This window comes from Arthrobacter sp. PGP41 (assembly GCF_002953935.1).
GTDB lineage: Bacteria > Actinomycetota > Actinomycetes > Actinomycetales > Micrococcaceae > Arthrobacter.
On sequence record NZ_CP026514.1, the window covers coordinates 1143856 to 1164106 of the forward strand.

Here is a 20251-nt window from a genome sequence, read left to right on the forward strand (position 1 = left end):
TACTTACTTTTTTAGTGCGTGCCGGAGATACCCCAACGTGGACGGATCACCCTCCTTAGTAAGGGGTAGCCGAGGGGCTTCAGGTTGGCGACCGGCTGCACTACCTTTCTCCTATGGCCATGGGCAAGCAAAGGTGCTCTGACCCCCAATAGGAATTTCTACTCAGAAGGAGTGGGAAAGGTCATGAATCAACCAACCAAGATTTTCCTGGCCGTCCTCGTAGTGCTGCTCGTAGCTGCCGGGGCGGCACTTTTTGTCACTGAAAGCACCAGGAGGAGCAGGGCGGCGGAGTACACCCCCCAGGTCAATCCCGCAGATTTCAGCACCAAGATCACGAACAAATACTTTGCCCTTCCGGTCGGCAAAAAGTTGACCTATGAGACCGTTGAGCAGGGGAAGGTCACCGAGACGATCGAAATCGAAATCCTGCAGGAGACCAAGACCATTGAGGGTGTTGAGACCGTCATTTACCTGGACAGGGAATTCAAGAACGGGCAGCTCGTGGAGGAAACCCGGGATTATCTGGCGCAGCACAAAAACGGCGACGTGTGGTATTTCGGCGAGGACGTGAACAACTTCTGGAATGGGATTTTGATCAACCACTCCGGCAGCTTTCTCCACGGGAAAGACGGGGCGCAGGCGGGGATCTGGATGAAGGCCGAGCAGCGCGTGGGTGACTCCTACCGGCAGGAGTTCTACGCAGGCTATGCGGAAGATATGCGGGACACCCTCGCCGTCGGCGAGACGGTCTCCACAAAATCCGGCACCTACACGGACTGCGTCAAGGTCTACGACTGGACTCCGCTTGAAAAGAATGCACGGGAGCACAAGTACCACTGCCCCCAGGTCGGTGCCCTGGTGCTTACCGAGGACCTGGAAACGGGCAGCCGTTCAGAACTAGTGAGTGTCGTCCAGCCCTAGGCTTCCGGCAGCGGACGCCTGGCAGCGGAAGGTCCGGCCTGTGTGCCGGCCGGACCTTCCGCTGGAACCGGCTTTCGAGCCTAACCGCGCGCCTGCAGCCCGGGCACGCCGTCCTGGATCGCGAACGAGGCCTTCGTCGAAACGGGGGCGCCGGGCGTCGTGACATAGTCCACCGTCCGGAAGTCTGCGGTCATCGCATCGCGGGTAATGCGTGTGTTCACGTAGCCGCGGTTGTCGTTGAAGAACTTCAGGTGCGGGTTCCAGGCCGTCACCGGGTCGGTGGTGGAGCCGGTGCCGTTGCCGGTGGAGGTGATCGATGTGCACACCAGTTCCGAGCCGACCACGGCGGAAGCGGGATCCTTGTAGTCCACCTTGAGATCGTTGGCCCAGTTGCGGTGCACGTCGCCGGTAAGTACGACGGCGTTGCGCACGTTGGCGTCCACCCAGCCCTGGGTGATGCGGCGGCGTGAGGAGGCATACCCGTCCCAGCCGTCCATCGAGACGTCATCGATCTCGGGCGCCTGGTTGCGGTCGCGCTCGGCGAAGAACACCTGCTGGCCCAGGATGTCCCAGCGCTGGGTGGAGTTCCGGAAACCGTCCAGCAGCCACTTCTCCTGTTCGGCGCCGGTGATGGTGCGGTTCTCGGCCAGGCGCTCGGCGACGTTCTTCTTCCAGCCGTCGCCCGCGAGCTGGTCGTCGCGGTACTGCCGGGTGTCCATCATGTGGAAGTTGGCCAGCTGGCCCCACTGGATGGTGCGGTAGATCTTCATGTCGAAGCCGGCCGGTACGGATGAAGCCCGCAGCGGCATGTTTTCGTAGTACGCCTGGAAGGCGGCGGCGCGGCGCTGCCGGAAGCGCTCCGTGGTGTCGTTCATCTGGTTGGGGTCGCGGTTCTCGGGAACCTCGTCCGCCCAGTTGTTGTCCACCTCGTGGTCATCCCAGACCACGAGCCACGGCGCGATCGCGTGCGCTGCCTGCAGGTCGGCGTCGGACTTGTACTGTGCGTGCCGCTGGCGGTAGCCGGCAAGGCTCACAGTCTCAGGGCCCTGGTGGTCGCGCGGGTTGCCGCCGCCGATCACGTAGCTGCCCTTCTTGTACTCGTACAGGTAGTCGCCCAGGTGCAGCACCAGGTCCGGGTGGTCCTCGGCAAGGCGGGTGTATGCGGTGAAGTAGCCGTGCTCGTACTGCGAACAGCTGGCAAACGCCATGGCCAGGGACGCAGGCGTCTCGTGCAGCGCCGGGGCGGTCAGGGTTCGGCCGGTTGCGCTGATGTGGCGTCCGCTGCGGAACCGGTAGAAGTATTCGCGGCCCGGCCTGAGGCCCTTCAGTTCCACGTGGACGGAGTGGGCGGTTTCGATCCCGGCCTGCTCGACGCCGCGGGCTACTACCGTGCGCATGCCCTCGTCTTCGGCCACCTCCCAGGCCACCGGGACCTGGCGGGAGGGCATGCCGCCCAAGCCGTCCTCGGCCAGGGGATCCAGCGCCAGGCGGGTCCAGATCACGAAGCCGTCCGGCCACGGCTCGCCCGACGCGATGCCGAGCATAAAGGGATCGGTGCGGAGGCCGGCGTCGTCCGCTGTTGAAACGGCGACGGCGGCACCCGGCAGGGCGGCGACGAGGCCTGCCCCGAGGCCGGCGGAAATCAGGGATCTGCGTGAGATGTTATCCATGCCTCCGACCGTAGGAAGGCCGGTTGGACGGGCGCTGAGGGCGGCATGAATGACTGGTTAACTGCGTGACAAGAACTGTCTTGTTCGCCGCCGTATCCTTGGACCGTGACCCTCCTACAAGCTGTCTTTTCGTTTGCGTTGGTTGCGGGGCTGCTGACCCTGATTCCCGGCCTGGACACTGCCCTGGTGCTGCGCTCCTCGATCTCGAAGTCCCGGCGCTACGCCTTTGCCACGGCCGCGGGCATCAGCACCGGCGCGATGCTGTGGGGAGTCGCCGCAGCCGTGGGCGTATCTGCGCTACTGGCCGCATCCGAGTTCGCCTACCGCGTGGTGACTATTGCCGGCGCCGCCTACATGGTGTGGCTGGGACTGTCCCTGCTGTGGAAGAGCCGCAGGCAGGCCAGCGCGCCCGCTGCACCGGCCGGCCAGGACGATGTGCCGGCGGCGGGCAGGGATGACCTGTACAAGGGCTGGTTCACGGGGACCGTGACAAACCTCCTGAACCCCAAAGTTGGCGTGTTCTACGTAGCCACCATTCCGCAGTTCATGCCGGCCGGAGCCTCTCCCTTGCTGGTGGGCACGCTGCTCGCCGGCGTCCACTGCGTCCTGGCGATGGCATGGTTCACCCTCCTGATCTTCGGCACGGGGTACGCCTCCCGCTGGCTCAAGGGCGCACGCAGCATCCGGATCATCGACGGGATCACGGGAACGGTCATGGTGGGATTCGGGCTAAGGCTCGTCCTCGAACCCGCCCACTAGCTACTTGCCTGCCGTCCGGGACTTCGCGGCCTTCGGCTCCTTCGGCGGCAGCCCCGCCACGTACTCGAAGGCCTTGTGGATCCACGCCTTGGCCCGGGCGTCGTCGCCGTCGCCTTCCTCGTTCCACACCTCCGGCAATCCTGTGTAGCCGCCCATGGGCCGCTCCGCCGGGCCGAAGGGGACGGTCCGCTCCGCGCCTTCGAGCTGCTGCCTGTCCTCCGGTGAGAGCTTGATCCCGACGGTGGACCCGAACAGGCCGGCGAACATGTTGCCATTAACAAACGCACCGAGGTTGCCGAACATCGGTTTCACCACCACGCCGGGGCCGTCCGGCACCAGGGACCGGAAGCGCTCCTTGTCCGCGTCCGACGCTTTGGGCATTTCCATGGTTTCCCCCCGGGTTCGGCTGGCTGGTCTGTGCAGGATATGCCCTCTTGTCCGCGCCGGGGAACACCTGCCGCGCCGCCGTCGTTGTGCCGGTAGTGCAGCATGCCCAACCCGGGCGCCGCGACTTCCCCAACCGAAGGACACCCCTTGACTCCTCGCACCATCGTGATCACCGGCGCCAGCGACGGCATCGGCGCAGCAGCCGCGCGGACGCTGGCCAAGGCAGGGGAGCAGGTGGTCGTCGTCGGCCGTTCCGCGGAGAAGACGCGGGCCATTGCCAAGGAACTGGACGCCGACTACTTTGCCACCGACTTCGCGGAGCTCGCGCAGGTCCGCACCCTCGCCGCCCAGCTGAAGTCCGACTACCCGCGCATCGACGTTCTGGCCAACAACGCCGGCGGCATCATGGGCAAGCGCACCCTCACCGTTGACGGCAACGAGTCCACGTTCCAGGTCAACCACCTGGCGCCGTTCCTGCTCACCACGCTGCTGATGGACACCCTGGTTGCCAGCGACGCAAAAGTCATTAACACCTCCAGCGGCGCCAACAACTTCGGCAAGCTGGACCTGTTCGACCTCACGGCGGAGCACACCTACTCCACCAACCGCGCCTACGGCACCGGCAAGCTCGCCAACATCCTTTTCACCTCCGAGCTGCACCGCCGCTTCGGCGAGCAGGGAATCACGACGGCGGCATTCCACCCGGGCGTGGTCCGCACAAATTTTGCGGCCGAGTCCAGCAGTCCGTTCCGGCACGCCTACAAGACGCTGCTGAACCGCTTCATGCTCACGCCGGACCAGGGCGCGGACACCCTCCTCTGGCTGGTCAACGGCACGGCGGGCAAGGACTGGATCTCCGGCGCGTACTACTACAAGCGAGCCCTGGCCAAGGCCAACCCCCAGGCCTACGACGCCGAGCTGGCGCGCGGCCTGTGGGAGGCCAGCGAAGCGCTGGTTGCGGCCCGCTGAGTTCTTGCAACCGGGTAGCGCCAAGTGTCGTTTTGAGCCTCCAAAACGACACTTGGCGCTACCTAGTTGGGCCGGGGGCGGGCCTGCTGCACATCGGCCGCGGCCTCTGACTGTCCCCGCGCATGAAGCCCTGCCACCACACCGTCAATGTCCGCCTCGGACCGGTTCTGGCTCAGCTTGGCCTTGGCCTCGATCCGGGTGATGACCAGTTCGACCCCCACGATGGCCCGCAGCTGCCCGGCGATGTACCGGCCAGGGGCGTCATCCACGCTCCACGGGTGGGCGAAGCCGGCCTCGTGCAGTCCCGTGAGGCGCCGGACCTGCCGGTCCAGCCATTCCGGGTCGTCGTGGATCACCAGCCGTCCGTAGACGTGTGCCGTGGTGTAGTTCCAGGTGGGCACAACGCGTCCGTGCTCGGCCTTGGACGCGTACCAGGACGGGGAAACGTAGGCGTCCGCTCCCTGGATGATGGCCAGGGCATCCCCGGCGGCGGGCTGGGACCATTGCGTGTTGTTCCGCGCAACGTGCCCCTGCAGCGAGCCGTGCTCGCCGGAGTCGGGATCGTAAACGAAGGGCAGGAGCGTGGCGAGGAGGCCGTGCGGGGTCATCGTGACCAGGTTCGCGGCTCGCGGGCGGGTGAGGAGGTCCTGCACGGTTGCGGGGACCGCGGCAAAGTGGGCTGGAACGTACATGCGGTTAATCCTTTGCTGGCTGGAGGACGGTGCTGGGGAGGACGGTGCTGGGGAGGGCGTCCGGCGCGGGCCTGAACCGGACCCGGACTGCGGCTCCGGCGCATAGAATGACGGCCAGCCCGCCGAGGACCGTGGACCATGTCAGGCCCTCGCCCAGCAGGAGCGCCGCCCAGCAGATGCTGAGCACAGGCTGGATGAGCTGGATCTGGCTGACCCGGGCAATAGGTCCGATGGCCAAGCCGCGGTACCAGGCAAAGAACCCCAGGAACATGCTCACCACGGCGAGGTACGCGAAAGCGGCCCACTGCGCCAGGGTTGCGGACGGCGGCTGCTGGATGGCGGAGACGGCGGCCGCGGCCAGCATCAGCGGCAAAGCGAGGACCAGCGCCCAGGAAATGGTCTGCCAGGAACCCAGTTCACGGGCAAGCAGGCCGCCCTCTGCGTAGCCGACTGCAGCAGCCGCCACTGAACCCAGGAGCAGCAGGTCCGCCCAGTGCAGGACGCCCAGGCCGCCGGACTGCAGGGAAGCGAAGGCGATGACCGCAAAGGCGCCGAGGCCGCTGATGAGCCAGAAGGCAAGCGGCGGGCGTTCCCGCCCGCGGATAACGGCGGCCGTCGCTGTTGCCGCAGGGAGCAAGGCGATGACCACGGCGCCGTGGCTTGCCGGGGTGCTGGTCAGGGCAAAGGAGGTCAGTAGCGGAAAGCCAATCACGACGCCGGCCGCCACCACCGCCAGGCGCAGCCACTGCGTTCCGCGGGGGAGCCGTTGCCGGCTAAGGGCCAGAGCGGAAGCCGCCAGGACGCCGGCCACCACAGCCCGGCCGGAGCCGATGAACAGCGGGGACAGCCCCGCAACGGCAACCTTCGTGAGCGGTACGGTGAAGGAAAAGGCTGCCACGCCCGCCAGGCCCAGCCACAGCCCGGACGGCTGCGGCCTTAGTATCACTGCGCGGGAAGGCAGAGTAGCGCTACTATTATCTTTCATGAACAACGATAGCAGTTCGCGGATAGTGGCGCACCTGAAATCCTGGATGTCTTCAGCCGCGCCGGGAGCGAAACTGCCGTCCACCCGTTCCCTCGTGGCCGAGTACCAGGCCAGCCCGGTCACCGTGCAGAAGGCCCTGCAGACCCTCACGGCCCAGGGCCTCATTGAAAGCCGTCCCGGCGTGGGGACGTTCGTGCGGGCTGTCCGGATGGCGCGCCCGTCCGACTACGGCTGGCAGACGGCGGCGCTCCGCTCGCCGTCGGCGGCGCTGCCGCCAGCTTCTGCCACCATGCGGGACGTGCCGCTTGGCGCCATCGCCTTCCACTCCGGCTATCCTGCCCGCGAGCTCCTCCCGGAACGGTTGGTGCGGGCGGCCCTTGCCCGCGCCTCCCGCGGTGACGCGGCACTGTCCAGGCCGCCCGCCGCCGGCCTGCCCGAACTGCAGTCGTGGTTCGCCCACGAGCTCAGCACGTCGACGCCGGCGGGAATTTCGCCGCCGAACCCAAGCGACGTCGTCGTACTCCCCGGCAGCCAGAGCGGGCTGAGCTCCATCTTCAGCGCGCTGGTGGGCAGGGGACAGCCGTTGCTGATGGAGTCGCCGTCCTACTGGGGGGCCATCCTCGCCGCCGCGCAGGCGGGCGTCCGCGTAGTCCCGGTGCCCAGCGGCCCGGAAGGGCCGGATGCCATGGAGCTTGCCCGCGCCTTTGACGAGTCCGGGGCGCGGGTTTTCTACGCGCAGCCCAACTATGCAAACCCCACCGGCGCGCAGTGGGCTTCGGAACGCCGCGACGAGGTCCTGGACGTGGTCCGCGCGAAGGGCGCGTTCCTGGTGGAGGACGACTGGGCACACGACTTTGGCATCACCTCCAGCCCCGTGCCCGTAGCGTCCCGCGACGATTCCGGGCACGTCGTCTACCTGCGCTCGCTGACCAAGAGCGTGTCCACTTCCATCCGGGTGGCGGCGCTCATTGCCCGCGGGCCGGCACGGGAGCGCATCCTTGCAGACCGGGCCGCCGAATCGATGTACGTGAGCGGACTGCTGCAGGCGGCCGCGCTCGACGTCGTCACGCAACCAGGGTGGCAGACGCACCTGCGCAGCCTGCGCCACCAGCTTGAATCCCGCAGGGACCTGCTGGTCACCAGCGTGCGGGAGCATATCCCCCGGGCACACCTTGAGCAGGTGCCGAGAGGCGGGCTCCACCTGTGGTTGCGGCTTCCAGACGGAACGGACCTGGCGCGCCTGGCCCGGGACTGCGAAGCCGCTGGGGTCATTATTGCCCCTGGCGACGAGTGGTTCCCGGCTGAGCCTGCGGGTCCTTTCGTCCGGCTCAACTACTCCGGCACGAATCCGGGCGCCTTCCCGGAAGGCGCCCGGATCATTGGCCAGATGCTGGAGCGGAACCTGGCCTGGGAGTCAGCTGGCCAGGACCGCGCAGACGTCAGTGGCAGTCCCGGATGAACTGACCAGGGTCCACACACCCTCGGTGCTGATGGTGTAAACGGCCCTTCCGCACTCACTAACCTTGCGGAGTGCAAGGAACAGGCAGGCGACTGCGTGACCGCCGAACGGCTTCTGCTTGAGGCTGTGGACGCGTCGCTGGAACTCGGGGTCCACGGGAACCTCGCTGCATCTCTTGAATCACTGGCTGGAGTCTATGCCGGGCAGAACCGCCTGGAGTTCGCCATCAGGTTGCTTGCAGCAGCTAATGCTTACCGGTGGGAGCACGTGCGGCCCTTGAACACGGAGGAAGAGAAACGCGTGGCAACCATCACCGCGCGCGTCCGGGCGGAAGCCGGTCCTATCCGTTTTGGATTGCCTGGGCCGGCGGAAAATCCCTCACCATAAGGCAGGCGGTCAACGAGGTGCTGCAGGGCGCACGCCACACCGGAGTCCCGCCGGGCGCTGCCCGCCCGGCAGGCGCGTATCCATCAACCCCGGGGAGCGCCGTGGACCCGGCGCCGTGGTCCTGACTCATAGTGCTGACCGCGACCCATAGTCGTGGCCCCGGGGTCCGTGTCCACCCGGGTCAGTCCTTCGTGTCCTCGGCGTGGTGTTCCTCGGAGTGTGCTGCCTTTTCGCGGGCCTCAATCTGGTGCTGCTCAAGTTTCGCTTCGGCATCCCTGCGCCGGTAGCCGATGGACCGGGCCTGTTCAGGCGTGGGATGCCGGTGCTCCCGTTCCCAGGCATGGTCATTGACGCCGGTGCCCGGGACTGCCTCGTCATCAGGACTGTTGGTTTCTTCATCCATATTCAAACCCTTTCACAGACCCGGTGCGGATAGTAGGGCCTACGCCCCGAGCCTCCCGTGGGTGCTGATCACGTTGCCTTTGCTGGTCCGGGACTCGTCCTGCAGCACCAGCCGGGTGGTTGGGTCGCCGTCCTGGAACAGGCGCCGGCCGGTTCCCGTTCCTCCAGCGGCGCGTCCATCAGCCGCGAGTTGTGCCACTCCAGCGGCTCCGCCAGGGTCCGCGACGCCACAAACTTCTCCACCGGGTTGATGAAGGCGGCAAAGTCCTCGTCCACCGACGCATTGGGCCAGTAGGCTGCCCACTCCTGGTAGCTCACCCGGCCCAGCACCACGGTGTCCACCGTTTCCATCATGGTGCTCAGGCCGGCTCCCAGTTCGTCGTCGAAGCTGTCGAACTGGAACCTGTAGGGATCGGAGACCACCCCGTCCACGGAGTGGAACAGGCCGGCAGTGACTTTGCGCATGGGGACCTTTCGGGAATGCCTTTCGAGTGGACAGGCAACACGCTAGTGCGCCCTCCCGGCGAGCGGAAGGTCCGTGCTGGAATGCACGACGGCGGCTGCTCCAGTTACGTTCATCACTCGCCGCGGCGTCTTGCGGGGTTTCGCTGATTCCGGGCCCCATACTTGTGGTGAGCGGCCGTTGCCGCGCCCCGGCCAGGCAGGAGGAAGTGCATGGAAACCCTGAAAAAAATCGTGACCAACCAGTATTTCCCGGCCGGTGCAGTACTTACGGCTGTCCTGCTCTTCTGGGCCGTGGGACTCTTGGGCGGGCTGTCCCTCCTGAACAACAACCAGCCGCCGCTGACGACGCTCACGTGGATGCTGTTTGTCTACATGGCCGCGGTGCTCACCCCTCTTGCCGGCGCAGCGGCCGCCGTCGACCTGGTCCGGCGCTGGCGGCGCAACCGCACAACTGAAGCAGCGGGCGCCATTGAAGCAGCGCGGGCATCGGATCAGGATGTCACAGCCGAAGAAGAATCCGCCGCCCAGCCTGTGCCGGCTCAGGACCAGCCAGGAGCGGATCGGACGGCACCCCGGAAACCGGTCCAGCAGAAGCCCGCCCAGAAGAAGCCCGGCTCCAAGAAGGCTGCCTAGCCGGACCGCCGCGCCAGTTCCACCCTGTTTCGCCCCGCGGCCTTTGCTGCGTACAGGGCCGCATCGGCCTCACCCAGCAGGGTAACCGTATCCACTGGGTGCTCCGCGGTGAATGCGGAGAGCCCAGCACTGAGCCGCAGCTGGCCGGTAGGATCGCCGGCGTGCGCGATTGCCAGGCCCCGTACAGCATCCAGGGCCCGTTCCATCAGTGCCTTCGCGCCGGATACCGACTGCCGGGGCAGTACCAGCAGGAACTCCTCCCCGCCGAAGCGGTACACGCCGTCGCTTTTCCGGACGGAGCTGAGCAGCGCTTCCGCCACAGCCCGCAGGGCCTGGTCGCCTGCGGGGTGGCCATAGAGGTCGTTGTAGGTCTTGAAGTTGTCCACGTCGCACATGGCCAGGCTGTACTTTTCCCCGTACCGAACGCTCCGCTGGTGGAGCTGCTCCAGATCCTCCGAGAGCTTCAGCCGGTTGTGCAGCCCTGTCAGCGGGTCTGTGCGCGCCTGCCGGGCCAGGACCCTGCGGTAGTGCGCCAGGTCCGCGTGGAGGGTGGTGACACGCAGCGCCACCAGCAGCCGGGCCTGCAGCACGAAGGGGTCCAACGGCTTGGTGACGTAATCGTCGGCCCCGGCCTTGAGCCCGGCCAGTATGTCCTCGCGGGACCCCTGCGACGTGAGCAGGACGACGTAGGTGTAAAGGTCCTCCTCCCGCTCCCGGATGGCCCGGCACAAGGCCATCCCGTCCATTCCCGGCATCACCCTGTCCGTTACCACCACATCGGGTTGGTGCTCCAGGTAGAGGGCCCAGGCCTGGTCGCCGTCGGCTGCTGCCAGGCAGTCGTGCCCGGAGCGCTCGACGGCGGCCCTTGCCACCATCAGCGACCCTGGATCGTCGTCAGCTACCAGCACCTTCACGTGGCCTCCTTTAACGCCGTGTCGAGTCCTGCGTCCAGCAGCCGCAGTTCAGCCTCGAGACGGCGGACCAGTCCCGGGCCGTCGCCGTCCCGTGCGCTGCGCCCCATCCGCTCCAGCTCTGCACAGGTCCCCGCTACTTGCGCCGCCCCGATATTGGCTGCCGCCCCCTTGAGCGCGTGCGCCGCCCTGGCAAGGGCGGGCCAATCGCCGTCGTTCACTGCTGCACGCAGCGCCGCGAGGCGTCCGGGGAGCTCCCGCCTGAACGCGGCCACCGCCGCGGGCAGCAGTCCCAGGCCGTCGCCGGGCCCCAGGTCCCGCAGGATCGCAAGCCTGTCCCGGTCCAGAATCGGCGGGCCTACGGGATCGGCAGGAGCCCGGACCCCGGTGACGGCAAGCGGGCGCTGGACAGCCTGGGGGACGCGCTGGGGCTCAGGTTCCGGAACCCAGCGGGCCAGCGTGGCTTCCAGGGCTGCGGCATCCACGGGCTTTGCCAGGTAGTCGTCCATGCCGGCTGCCAGGCAGCGTTCCCGGTCGCCGTCCAGCGCCCCCGCCGTCATGGCAATGATCGGCAGGCGGGTATGGGTGCCGGCCCTGCCCCGGATCTGCCGCGTGGCCTCGAAACCGTCCATCACCGGCATGTGGCAGTCCATCAGAACGGCTGAGTACCTGGAATCCGCGGTGGCGGTGAGGGCCTCTGCGCCGTTGGACACCACGTCCACGGCATAGCCGAGTCCGCTGACCGTTGCGCGGGCCACCAGTTGGTTGACCTCGTTGTCCTCCACCACCAGGATGCGCCCCTTCGATGGCCCGTCCGTCACCGGCACCGGCGGTACTGAACCGGCGGCCGGAACGGAGGGCTCGTGCGTGGATATGAGGCGGACCAGCCGGTTGTAGAACTCGGAACTTCGGACCGGCTTCATGAGCCATTCGCGCACGCCCGCATCCGTGATCTCGGCCGCGTTGACCTGCATGGTGGACGTGAGCATTATCAGTTCGATATCCGCCAGGGCGGCTTCGCCTTTCAGGCGCCGCGCCAGCTCCAGCCCGTCCATGCCCGGCATGCACAAGTCCAGGACTGCCAGGTGGAAGGGTTCTCCGGCTGCGTGTGCCTCGCGGGCACGCACCAGCGCTGAGGCAGCATCGGGGAACGCTTCCGGCTGCAGCTGCCAGCCGCGCAACTGGGACTCGAGGACCAGCCTGTTGGTGGCGTTGTCATCCACCACCAAAACCCGCAGGCCGCTCAGGAAACCGGCTGCCGGAACCGGGTCGGTGGACGGCGGGGCAACCGGCAGGGGCAGCCGGAACTGGAAGGTGCTGCCCTTCCCCGGAGCACTCTCAACGGAAATCTCGCCATCCATCGCATCGGCCAGGCGGCGGCAGATGGCGAGGCCCAGTCCGGTACCGCCGTATCTCCTGGTGGTGGAGGCATCGGCCTGGGAGAACGACTGGAAAAGCCTGCCAAGCTGGGAAGGGTGGATCCCGATGCCGGTGTCACGCACCTCGAAGCACGCCATGGCGGTGCTTCCGGGTGCCGCTCCGGGGCTCTCCGTTGTAACCCTTATGGACACCTCGCCTGACGCCGTGAATTTAACCGCGTTGGAGGCAAGATTCAGGAGGACCTGCCGGATCCGGCCGGAGTCACCCACCAGCCGTACCGGGACGTCCGGCTCGCAGTAGGCGATCAGCTCCAGGCTCTTGGCCTGTGCCGGTTCCGCCAGGAGCCCGGCCACCTCCTCCACCAACGTGCGCGGATCAAAGGGACGCGCCTCCAAATCAACCTTGCCGGCCTCCAGCTTGGAGAAATCGAGGATGTCGTTGATCAGGGCCAGCAGTGCCTCCCCGGCGCTTTTGACACCTTCCGCATACTGCTTCTGGGTCGGGTCCAGCGGGGTTTCCAGCAACAGGGCCGTCAGGCCCACCACCCCGTTCATGGGGGTGCGGATTTCATGGCTCATGGTGGCCAGGAACTCCGACTTCAGCCGGCTGGACTCCATCGCCGCCTCACGGGCCGCTTCCAGTTCCCTGGTCCGGACGGCCACTTCATCCTCCAGCCCGGTGGTGAGGGTGATGTTCTCAAAAATAATCAGAACCTGCCGGACCATGACAAACACCAGCACGGCAGCGCCTACCACCAGCAGGAACGGCTCAAGTTCGTCCATGTGGGGCCCCGCGAACAGCACCACCGCCATGAGGAGCGGGACGTACGGCAGCAACTCCAGGGCCAGGGTGTAGCCAGCCCGGTCCGTCCCCGAGCTTTCCTCGTACGGAGCCAGCGGGGCCAAGGCAATCAGGAGGAAGGCGATGATCCATCCCAGGGCCAGGGGCGACCCGGTGGTGCCGGTAACGCCGTCGAACGTCATCCGCACGTAGACGCTGTCCGTCACGGCCAGAACCAGCAGGCCGCCGCCCAGGAACAGCCATGGCCGCCGCTCGCCCGGCTGGCGCCGCATGGCAAGGACCAGGACCAGGGACGTAATCACCAGATCCGCCACGGGGTAGGCCATCCCGGTGAGCCGCGCCAGCGGATCGCCCTCGGCCTCGAAGGCCTGCCCAAGCACCATGTACCAGCTGACCACCAGGACAGAACCGGCAATCACGGCAGCATCCATGACCGCCCGGTACAGCGCCACCGCATGGTTGCCGCTGCGCCTCTTAAACGCAAAGAGGGCGGCGACCGCGGGCACCGAGTAGCCGATGAACAGGGCATCCGCCAGGGAGGGGAACGGATATACGTGGTTGTTCGCGAGGCCGTAGAAGGCGTAGAGGGCCATCCCGGCGGCCCACATAAAGGCAGCGACAGCTACAAAGGCCCAGGCCCTGGCATTGACGCCCCCTCGCAGCGCAGCACGCGTGCAGCTTGCTCCGGCAAGCAAGGAAGCTGCCAGGATCAGGAAGTCACCCGTCACGAGGGCGGCCGGAGACCCGCTGTTTACGGCAAGGAACAGTCCGAGCACAGCCAAGGCCGCGCCCGTGGACACAGCCGGCCACTTTAGCGGCGCCGTGTTGCTGCCGCCGGCGGACCGACCCTCCAGGAGACCAGTCTGAGACACGCGGAACCTCCCCCTACGTGCGCCTGTACTCCGAAGCCGTTACCGCTGAGGAACCGTAATCGGAGCCCACCCGAGACCTGGGCGGAGGCGCCCTTCCATGCTATCCCCCTCAGGCGGAAGGCGCGCCCCTCCCGGGCGGCGCTACCGCTCCTTGAGGGCATTGAGCACTTCCTCCGCACGCTGCAACGCCTGGTCCAGCCGCCGGCCGGGCTGCGGGAGCGAGAACAGGTACCCCTGGAGCGTGTCGCATTCGAGTGCCGTGAGGTAGTCCGCCTGCGCTGCCGTTTCCACACCTTCCGCCGTGACCGTCAGGCCAAGGCTGTGGGCCATGTTGATCATGGAGCTGAGGATGGGGAGCCGCTCGTTGCCGGTGTGCACCATGGATACGAACGTCTTGTCGATCTTCACAGTGTCCACCGGCAGGTCCTGAAGCCTGCCCAGCGAGGAATAGCCGGTGCCGAAGTCGTCCAGGGCAACCCTGGCGCCCGCGTCCCGCAGGGTGCTGAGCTGTTTGATCAGGGTGCAGTCGGCGTCGAAGAACACGCTCTCGGTGACCTCCAGGACCAGCTGGTAGGCGGCTACGCCCTTGGTCTCCGCGAGCCCCAGGACGGTTTGCGCGAAATCCGGGTCCTGCAGCTGGACACCGGAGACGTTCACGGCGAGCGACCGGGACGGGTCCCGGCTGAGCCAGGGCGCCAGCTCCGCCATGCCGCGTGCCATCACTTCGGCACCGATCTCGTTGATCAGTCCCGTGCGTTCTGCCAGCGGGATGAAGACCGACGGCGGGACCCGGGTGCCGTCGCTGTCCCACCTCGCCAGTGCCTCCAACGTGACCACCTGCCCCATGCGGTGGGAAACGATGGGCTGGAAATCCACCGAGATCTCGCTCCGGGCCACGGCAAGCTGCAGCCCGCCCTCCATGTAGGTCCGTTGCACCAGGGCCGTCATCATCTCCGGGTGGAAGCGCAGGAACCGGTTCTTGCCGGCGGCCTTGGCCGCGTACATGGCAATGTCGGCCTGGCGCAGGAGCTCGGAGGCGCCCACATTGTCCCGGGCCAGGGAGGCGAGCCCCAGGCTGAGGCTTGGCCGCAGGACCGTGCCCTGGATGGTGACCGGGACGTTCAGGCACCGGACGATGCATTCGGCAATGGCGTCGGCGTCCGGGCAGGCGGTCAGGAGCACAACGAATTCGTCACCGCCCAGCCTGGCCACCACGTCCGCAGTCGGGACACAGCCGGCGAGCCGGCGGGCCACCTCCGTCAGCATGTCATCCCCGGCCTGGTGGCCGAGGATGTCATTGACTTCCTTGAAGTCGTCCAGGTCCAGGAGCAGGACGTCGACGGTCTTCAGCCGCGGCTCCTTAAGCGCATCCGCCAGTGCGTCATTGAAAACTGCCCTGTTGGCCAGCCCCGTGAGCGGGTCCTGGAACGCCATCGCGCGCAGCTTCTCCGTCTGCGCCGCCAAGTCCATCATGGCCTGGCGGGCCTGCTCCTCGGCCTTCCGCCGCGGCGTTACATCCCGGAAGCTCCACACCCTGCCCACCACTTCGTCCCCCACGCGCTGGGGGCGGGAATACCGCTCCAGGGTCCGGCCGTCCTTGAATTCCAGGATGTCATGGCTTTCCGCGGCCGGGTCCGCTTCGAGCTCCGCCATCCGGGCCATGAACGCATCCGGGGCGACGAGCTGGGCGAGAATGAGCTGCAGGATGCGCTCTTCGCTGCCACTCTGGAAAAGCTCCGCAGGCATTCCCCACATGGTAAGGAACTGGTCATTGAACCCGGCGACGCTGCCGTGGGAATTGATGACCAGGATGCCATCCGCGGTTGACTCCAGCGTGGCGGTCAGCAGGGACATCGCCTCCCGCAGGTCGGCGTCCGCGTCCTGGCGGTGGGAAGTACCCCGGACGGACAGCAGCAGTAGCGGCCCGGCGGGGACGCCGTCGTCGGATCCCGGCATCAGGGAACCCGCCGCTTCAGCGGGGAACTCCGTCCCGTCCCCGCGCACTCCGTAGATTTCGCGGGGCGGGAGATGCTCCTCGGGCCCGGCAAGGAGCCTGGCGAAAAGCTGTTCCACCTCGCCGCGGAAGCCCTCGGCCAGGAGCATCCTGTGGTCCCGCCCGGCCAGGTCCCTGCTGAAGTACCCGAACATCCTCCCTGCGGCGGCGTTGGCCATTGCGATGCTGCCATCGGCCGCGATGGACAAGAGAGCGTCCGGGCTGGCGTCCAGGACTGTGCCGAACATTTGTGCTGCCGGATTTTTCCTGTGGTTCCAGTCATCAATCATTGCGCCCCCCCCGCACATCATAAAGCGCGAATGCTGAATTGGTGACGGAACAGCAGGAACTGGTTACCGGCTGCCGGGCGCCCTGTGTGCGTGCGGCCCGGTTGCCAGGTCCCACCGGGAACACAAATAGCGCCGCCCCTTGGAGGGGCGGCGCTATTTTCTTGTTGAGGAATATGTGGGGTTGCTACACCCGGCGGCCACTGCGGTTGGCAACCGCACCGTAAACCAGGAGCACGATGACTGAACCAAGAATGGCCAGCAGCCAGGTGCGGAGATCGAAGAATTCAGCCAGTCCGCCGCCGAAAATCAGCGAGCCGATCCAGCCGCCCAAAAGGGCGCCGACAACGCCGAGAACCAGGGTAACCACCCAGCCTCCGCCTTGGCGGCCAGGCAAGATGGCCTTTGCAATGGCGCCGGCGATCAGGCCCAAAATGAGAAATCCGAGAATACCCATGTTGCCACTCCTTAATCAGTAAGTTGTGCCGGGCCCCCATTTCCGGTTCCATAATTCAATCAGTGTGCTTACTGCTCTGCAAGAGTTTGATTGTCACGGGATGACTGTCAGTTTTCGCGCCTGGATAGGATTGGGTGTCCCCGCCACCAACCAAGGAGCTCCCGCATGTGCAGCCAGCAGACCGTCCGGCCGCGTGCCGTGTTCCTCGATATCGACGGCACCTACGCGGACCATGGGCTGGCTCCGGAAGCCCATGTGGAGGCGGTCCGCACCGCCCGCCGGCTGGGACACCTCGTCTTCGTGTGCACCGGCCGGCCGCTGTCCATGGTCCCCGCCCACATCCTTGAGGCCGGTTTTGACGGGACCATTACCGGCGCCGGCGCCAGGGTGGAACTGGACGGCCAGGTCCTTAAGGACACGCGCTTCGACCAGGACCTGGCCGGGCGCATCGTTGATGCCCTGGATGCCCATGATGTGGCCTACATCCTGGAAGCCCCTGAATCCCTCCACGGGCGTACTGGCGTGGACCAGCGGCTGAGGGAGGTGCTTGGACCCATTTTCGCCGGCCGGCCGCAGCATGACGGAGTCCTGGGCACTGATGTGGATCCCCTTGAGGACATCCTGGGGCCCATGCAGTACAGCGACGACCTGCGTGCCACGTCCTACGCCAAGATCTCCTGTTTCGATTCAGATGTGCCGCTGAAGCAGCTGGTGGACCGGCTCGGTCCGCAGGTTGGTCTCATCCCCAGTTCCCTCTCCGCCTTGGGGGACCGTGCCGGGGAAATCTTCATGGCCGGGACCCACAAGGCGGTGGGCATCCAGGTGGTGGAGGAGCATCTGGGCCTTGACCGGGCGGACATCGTGGCAATCGGCGACAGCGCCAACGACATTGAAATGCTGGAGTACGCCGGGGTTGGGATCGCGGTGGAAGGCGGGCACCCTGCCGTGCTGGCCGTTGCCGACCGGTTAACGCCCGGCCCGGCCGGCAACGGCGTTGCCCTGGCCTTCGCCGAGCTGGGCCTGCTGGACTAAACCCGGGGGAGGGCCCCCTCCGCAGCCGGCACGTCGGAGCCCCTGGTGCCCAGGCCGCGCACTACCCAGCCGTGGGCCTGCCAGTCCGTCGCGTCCAGGACGTTGCGCGCGTCCAGCACCACCCGCCGTCGTACGGCCGCACCCGCAGTGGCGGGGGACAGCCGCCGGTATTCATCCCACTCCGTCAGCAGCAGGACCAGCTCGGCGCCTTCGAGCGCCCGCCCCGCGGCGGCTTCGAACCGCAGGCGCGGGTACCGCAGCCAGGCGTGGTTCACCGCCTTGGGATCCGTGACGGTGACGTGCGCCCCGGCCGCGGCGAGCCGGTCGGCAACGTCCAGGGCGGGCGAGTCCCGGATGTCGTCGGTATCGGGCTTGAAGGACGCGCCCAGCACGGTAATGGAGCGGCCGGCGACGCTGCCGCCGCAGAGTTCGGCGGCCAGGCGTACCGTCCGTTCGCGCTGGCCCAGGTTGACCGAATCCACCAGGCGCATCCAGTCGTCAACGGCGGTGACGCCGAGGTCTGATGCCTGGGCCCGGAAGCTGCGGATGTCCTTGGGCAGGCAGCCGCCGCCAAATCCGAGTCCGGCGTGCAGGTACCGTCCTCCGATGCGCGGGTCCATGCCCATCGCCTCGCTGAGTTCCGCCACGTCCGCGCCAGAGGCGTCGCATAGTTCGGACACCGCATTGATGAAGCTGATCTTGGTGGCCAGGTAGGCGTTGGCTGCCGACTTGATGAGCTCTGCAGTGGCAAAGTTGCAGACCAGGCGGGGAATGCCTGCCCGGAGAAGCGGTTCGTAGACCGTGTCCAAGGCGGCCGTCACCCCGAGCGGTGCGCCGGTGCCGGGGTGGAAGGCAGCTGCGCGCCCGCCGTCAACCCCGTACACCAGCCGGTCCGGCACCAGCGAGTCCTTCACCGCGGTCCCTTGCCGGAGGAACTCCGGGTTCCATGCCAGCACGACGTCCGGCCGGGGGGCCAGCACGCCGCGGAGCATCTCCACCGTGCCAACGGGAACGGTGGATTTGCCGACGACGACGGCGCCCGCCGCCAGGTGCGGCAGCAGGGCTTCGATGGCGGAGACCAGGAAGGTGAGGTCCGCGGCGTCGGACGTTTTGTCCTGCGGTGTCCCCACGCACAGGAAATGCACCTGTGCGCCCTTCGCGGCGGCGGCGTTGGTGGAAAAGGTGAGCGTGCCGGTTTGCCGGCCGTCCCGGAGCAGTTCATCCAGGCCGGGTTCATGGAAGGGGGCGGCACCGCGCGCCAGCTGTTCCACTTTGCCGGGATCGACGTCGATCCCCACCACGGTATGGCCCATGGAAGCGAGGGTTGCCGCGTGCACGGCGCCCAGGTAACCGCATCCAATCACGGAGATTTTCACAATGCTGCTCCTTCGGTGCTGCCTGAGCCCAGGGAAACCGGGATTCCGGCGATGACGTCTTCGTAGTGGCGCACCAGCTCGGCGCACAGTGCAGGCCAGGTCCTGTCCTGCACGGAGGCATGCGCTGCGGCGGCGAAGGCGCGGCGCTTGGCGTCGTCGCCCATCAGGTCGAGCACTTGGCTCCGCATGGCGGACAGGTCACCGGGTTCGTAGAGCCACCCCGTCCGCGAGTTCTCCACCAGGTCCAGCGGGCCCCCGCGGCCGGTGGCCACCACCGGCACGCCCGATGCCATGGCCTCCTGGATGGTCTGGCAGAACGTTTCGAACTCACCCGGGTGGACGAAGAGGTCGAAGGACGCCACGGCGCGTGCCAGCTCCCCGCCGCCCAGGAACCCGGTGAAGACCGCGTCCGGGAGCGCTTCCTGCAGCGCCGCACGCTGCGGCCCGTCGCCCACGATCACAAGCCTGGCGTTGGGGACGCCGGCAAGGGCAGCCAGGTCCTCCACCTGCTTCTCCATCGCGAGCCTGCCCACGTAGCCGATGATCCGCCTGCCGCCGGGAGCTACCTCGGCCCGCCAGCCGTCGTCGCGCTTTTCCGGTGAAAACCTGGCGGTGTCCACGCCGCGCCGCCACATCCGCACCCGTGGAATGCCGCGGCCGCGCAACTGGTTCAGCGCGAACGTTGACGGCGCCAGGGTGCGGGAGGCGAGCAGATGGATGTTCTCCACCCGGTTCCACGCCCAGTTTTCCAGGAACGGAACCCCGTACCTTCCGGCGTAGCTGGGAACCTCGGTCTGGTAGATCGCCACGGTGGGGATGCCCAGCTGGTGGGCGGCCTGGACGGCACGCCAGCCCAGGACGAACGGCGAAGCCAGGTGGACGACGTCCGGTGCGTAGTCGGCAAGGATTCGCTTGACCCGGTACACACCGCCCATCGCCACCCGGACGTTTGTGTAGCCAGCCAGCGGAACCGCCGGCAGCCGGTGGATCTCGGCACCCTTGACGCGGTCCGGCGCTTCTGCGTCCTGCGCGGAGGGCGCGATGACCAGGACGTCGTCGCCCCGGTCCTGGAGATGGTCCAGCACCCTCAGGATGGAATGGGTGACCCCGTTCATCAGTGGCAGGAATGATTCAGCAACAATTGCGATCCTCACCCCTCCACGATGGGCCGGGGGCTTGAAATGGCGGGGGAGAAAGCGTTACCCGCAGGAAAAGGCTGGGTGAACAGGAACCGCCGTGTTTCGAAAAAATTACTAAGTAGGCTTCCCTTTTGATGCTAAGCATGCTTACGGTATGGGGGCAGCTAACGCGAAGCCTCAAGCAGTCGGGGCGGAGGCCGCGCCACGGGAACGCCGTGCCGGTACATCCACTGGTTAGCCAAGCCCAGCGCAACGACACATCCAAGGAGACGTC

At 66.9% G+C, this 20251-nt stretch carries 17 protein-coding genes and 2 pseudogenes; 7 read left to right on the forward strand and 12 right to left on the reverse strand.

Features of this window, described 5'->3' with window-relative positions; genetic code table 11:
• Positions 1 to 183 precede the first annotated feature (183 nt).
• Entirely contained in the window at positions 184 to 921 is a 738-nt protein-coding gene (locus C3B78_RS05225) for a hypothetical protein (protein ID WP_104999647.1), read from the forward strand.
• 80 nt (positions 922 to 1001) lie between these two features.
• Here C3B78_RS05225 and C3B78_RS05230 read toward each other — a convergent pair whose 3' ends face one another.
• Positions 1002 to 2591: an alkaline phosphatase D family protein gene (locus C3B78_RS05230; protein ID WP_104997125.1), complete on the reverse strand. Its 1590-nt coding sequence runs from the start codon at positions 2589 to 2591 to the stop codon at positions 1002 to 1004.
• 105 nt (positions 2592 to 2696) lie between these two features.
• On the opposite strand from C3B78_RS05230, the gene C3B78_RS05235 reads away from it, so the two are divergent.
• On the forward strand, positions 2697 to 3350 hold the full coding sequence (locus C3B78_RS05235) for a LysE family translocator (RefSeq protein WP_104997126.1): 654 nt from the start codon (positions 2697 to 2699) through the stop codon (positions 3348 to 3350).
• Here C3B78_RS05235 and C3B78_RS05240 read toward each other — a convergent pair whose 3' ends face one another.
• The gene (locus C3B78_RS05240) at positions 3351 to 3737 is read right to left on the reverse strand and encodes a TfoX/Sxy family protein (protein WP_104997127.1); all 387 of its coding nucleotides are present in this window, start codon (positions 3735 to 3737) and stop codon (positions 3351 to 3353) included. It lies immediately after the preceding gene.
• A 147-nt stretch (positions 3738 to 3884) separates the two neighbouring features.
• Here C3B78_RS05240 and C3B78_RS05245 point away from each other — a divergent pair, with 147 nt between their 5' ends.
• On the forward strand, positions 3885 to 4706 hold the full coding sequence (locus C3B78_RS05245) for an SDR family NAD(P)-dependent oxidoreductase (RefSeq protein ID WP_104997128.1): 822 nt from the start codon (positions 3885 to 3887) through the stop codon (positions 4704 to 4706).
• Positions 4707 to 4768: 62 nt separating this feature from the next.
• On the opposite strand, the gene C3B78_RS05250 is transcribed toward C3B78_RS05245, so the two are convergent.
• Both C3B78_RS05250 and C3B78_RS05255 read right to left on the reverse strand, forming a co-directional pair.
• Positions 4769 to 5398, reverse strand: a complete 630-nt coding sequence (locus tag C3B78_RS05250; RefSeq protein ID WP_104997129.1) for an FMN-binding negative transcriptional regulator — start codon at positions 5396 to 5398, stop codon at positions 4769 to 4771.
• 4 nt (positions 5399 to 5402) lie between these two features.
• Positions 5403 to 6383 carry a DMT family transporter gene (locus C3B78_RS05255; RefSeq protein ID WP_104999648.1) on the reverse strand — a complete coding sequence of 327 codons (981 nt, stop codon included), beginning with the start codon at positions 6381 to 6383 and terminating at the stop codon, positions 5403 to 5405.
• Between C3B78_RS05255 and C3B78_RS05260 the strand changes: the two genes are divergently transcribed.
• A complete protein-coding gene (locus tag C3B78_RS05260; RefSeq protein ID WP_104997130.1) occupies positions 6382 to 7842 on the forward strand; it encodes an aminotransferase-like domain-containing protein in 1461 nt (486 codons plus the stop codon). The genes C3B78_RS05255 and C3B78_RS05260 overlap by 2 nt on opposite strands.
• A gap of 60 nt (positions 7843 to 7902) precedes the next feature.
• Positions 7903 to 8229 (forward strand): annotated as a pseudogene (locus C3B78_RS05265) (hypothetical protein); the annotation flags it as partial.
• Positions 8230 to 8410: 181 nt separating this feature from the next.
• Here C3B78_RS05265 and C3B78_RS05270 read toward each other — a convergent pair.
• Both C3B78_RS05270 and C3B78_RS05275 read right to left on the reverse strand, forming a co-directional pair.
• Positions 8411 to 8632: a hypothetical protein gene (locus C3B78_RS05270; RefSeq protein WP_104997132.1), complete on the reverse strand. Its 222-nt coding sequence runs from the start codon at positions 8630 to 8632 to the stop codon at positions 8411 to 8413.
• Between the two features lie 39 nt (positions 8633 to 8671).
• Positions 8672 to 9096, reverse strand: a pseudogene (locus C3B78_RS05275) (dihydrofolate reductase family protein).
• Positions 9097 to 9306: 210 nt separating this feature from the next.
• On the opposite strand from C3B78_RS05275, the gene C3B78_RS05280 reads away from it, so the two are divergent.
• The gene (locus C3B78_RS05280; protein WP_104997133.1) at positions 9307 to 9729 is read left to right on the forward strand and encodes a hypothetical protein; all 423 of its coding nucleotides are present in this window, start codon (positions 9307 to 9309) and stop codon (positions 9727 to 9729) included.
• Here C3B78_RS05280 and C3B78_RS05285 read toward each other — a convergent pair.
• The 4 genes from C3B78_RS05285 to C3B78_RS05300 form a co-directional block, all read right to left on the reverse strand.
• Positions 9726 to 10643, reverse strand: coding sequence for a GGDEF domain-containing response regulator (locus C3B78_RS05285; RefSeq protein ID WP_104997134.1), 918 nt, complete (start codon positions 10641 to 10643; stop codon positions 9726 to 9728). The genes C3B78_RS05280 and C3B78_RS05285 overlap by 4 nt on opposite strands.
• The gene (locus C3B78_RS05290) at positions 10640 to 13693 is read right to left on the reverse strand and encodes a hybrid sensor histidine kinase/response regulator (RefSeq protein ID WP_234005528.1); all 3054 of its coding nucleotides are present in this window, start codon (positions 13691 to 13693) and stop codon (positions 10640 to 10642) included. The genes C3B78_RS05285 and C3B78_RS05290 overlap by 4 nt, the downstream gene beginning before the upstream one ends.
• Before the next feature lie 141 nt (positions 13694 to 13834).
• Complete coding sequence (locus tag C3B78_RS05295) at positions 13835 to 15934, reverse strand: putative bifunctional diguanylate cyclase/phosphodiesterase (protein WP_234005529.1); 2100 nt, start codon at positions 15932 to 15934, stop codon at positions 13835 to 13837.
• Between the two features lie 226 nt (positions 15935 to 16160).
• Complete coding sequence (locus C3B78_RS05300; RefSeq protein ID WP_104997136.1) at positions 16161 to 16430, reverse strand: GlsB/YeaQ/YmgE family stress response membrane protein; 270 nt, start codon at positions 16428 to 16430, stop codon at positions 16161 to 16163.
• 165 nt (positions 16431 to 16595) lie between these two features.
• Between C3B78_RS05300 and C3B78_RS05305 the strand changes: the two genes are divergently transcribed.
• Entirely contained in the window at positions 16596 to 17462 is an 867-nt protein-coding gene (locus C3B78_RS05305; protein ID WP_104997137.1) for an HAD family hydrolase, read from the forward strand.
• On the opposite strand, the gene C3B78_RS05310 is transcribed toward C3B78_RS05305, so the two are convergent.
• Together C3B78_RS05310 and C3B78_RS05315 are read right to left on the reverse strand one after the other, a co-directional pair.
• The gene (locus C3B78_RS05310) at positions 17459 to 18838 is read right to left on the reverse strand and encodes a UDP-glucose dehydrogenase family protein (RefSeq protein WP_104997138.1); all 1380 of its coding nucleotides are present in this window, start codon (positions 18836 to 18838) and stop codon (positions 17459 to 17461) included. The genes C3B78_RS05305 and C3B78_RS05310 overlap by 4 nt on opposite strands.
• Positions 18835 to 19992 carry a glycosyltransferase family 4 protein gene (locus C3B78_RS05315; RefSeq protein ID WP_199775338.1) on the reverse strand — a complete coding sequence of 386 codons (1158 nt, stop codon included), beginning with the start codon at positions 19990 to 19992 and terminating at the stop codon, positions 18835 to 18837. The genes C3B78_RS05310 and C3B78_RS05315 overlap by 4 nt, the downstream gene beginning before the upstream one ends.
• Positions 19993 to 20251: the final 259 nt, after the last annotated feature.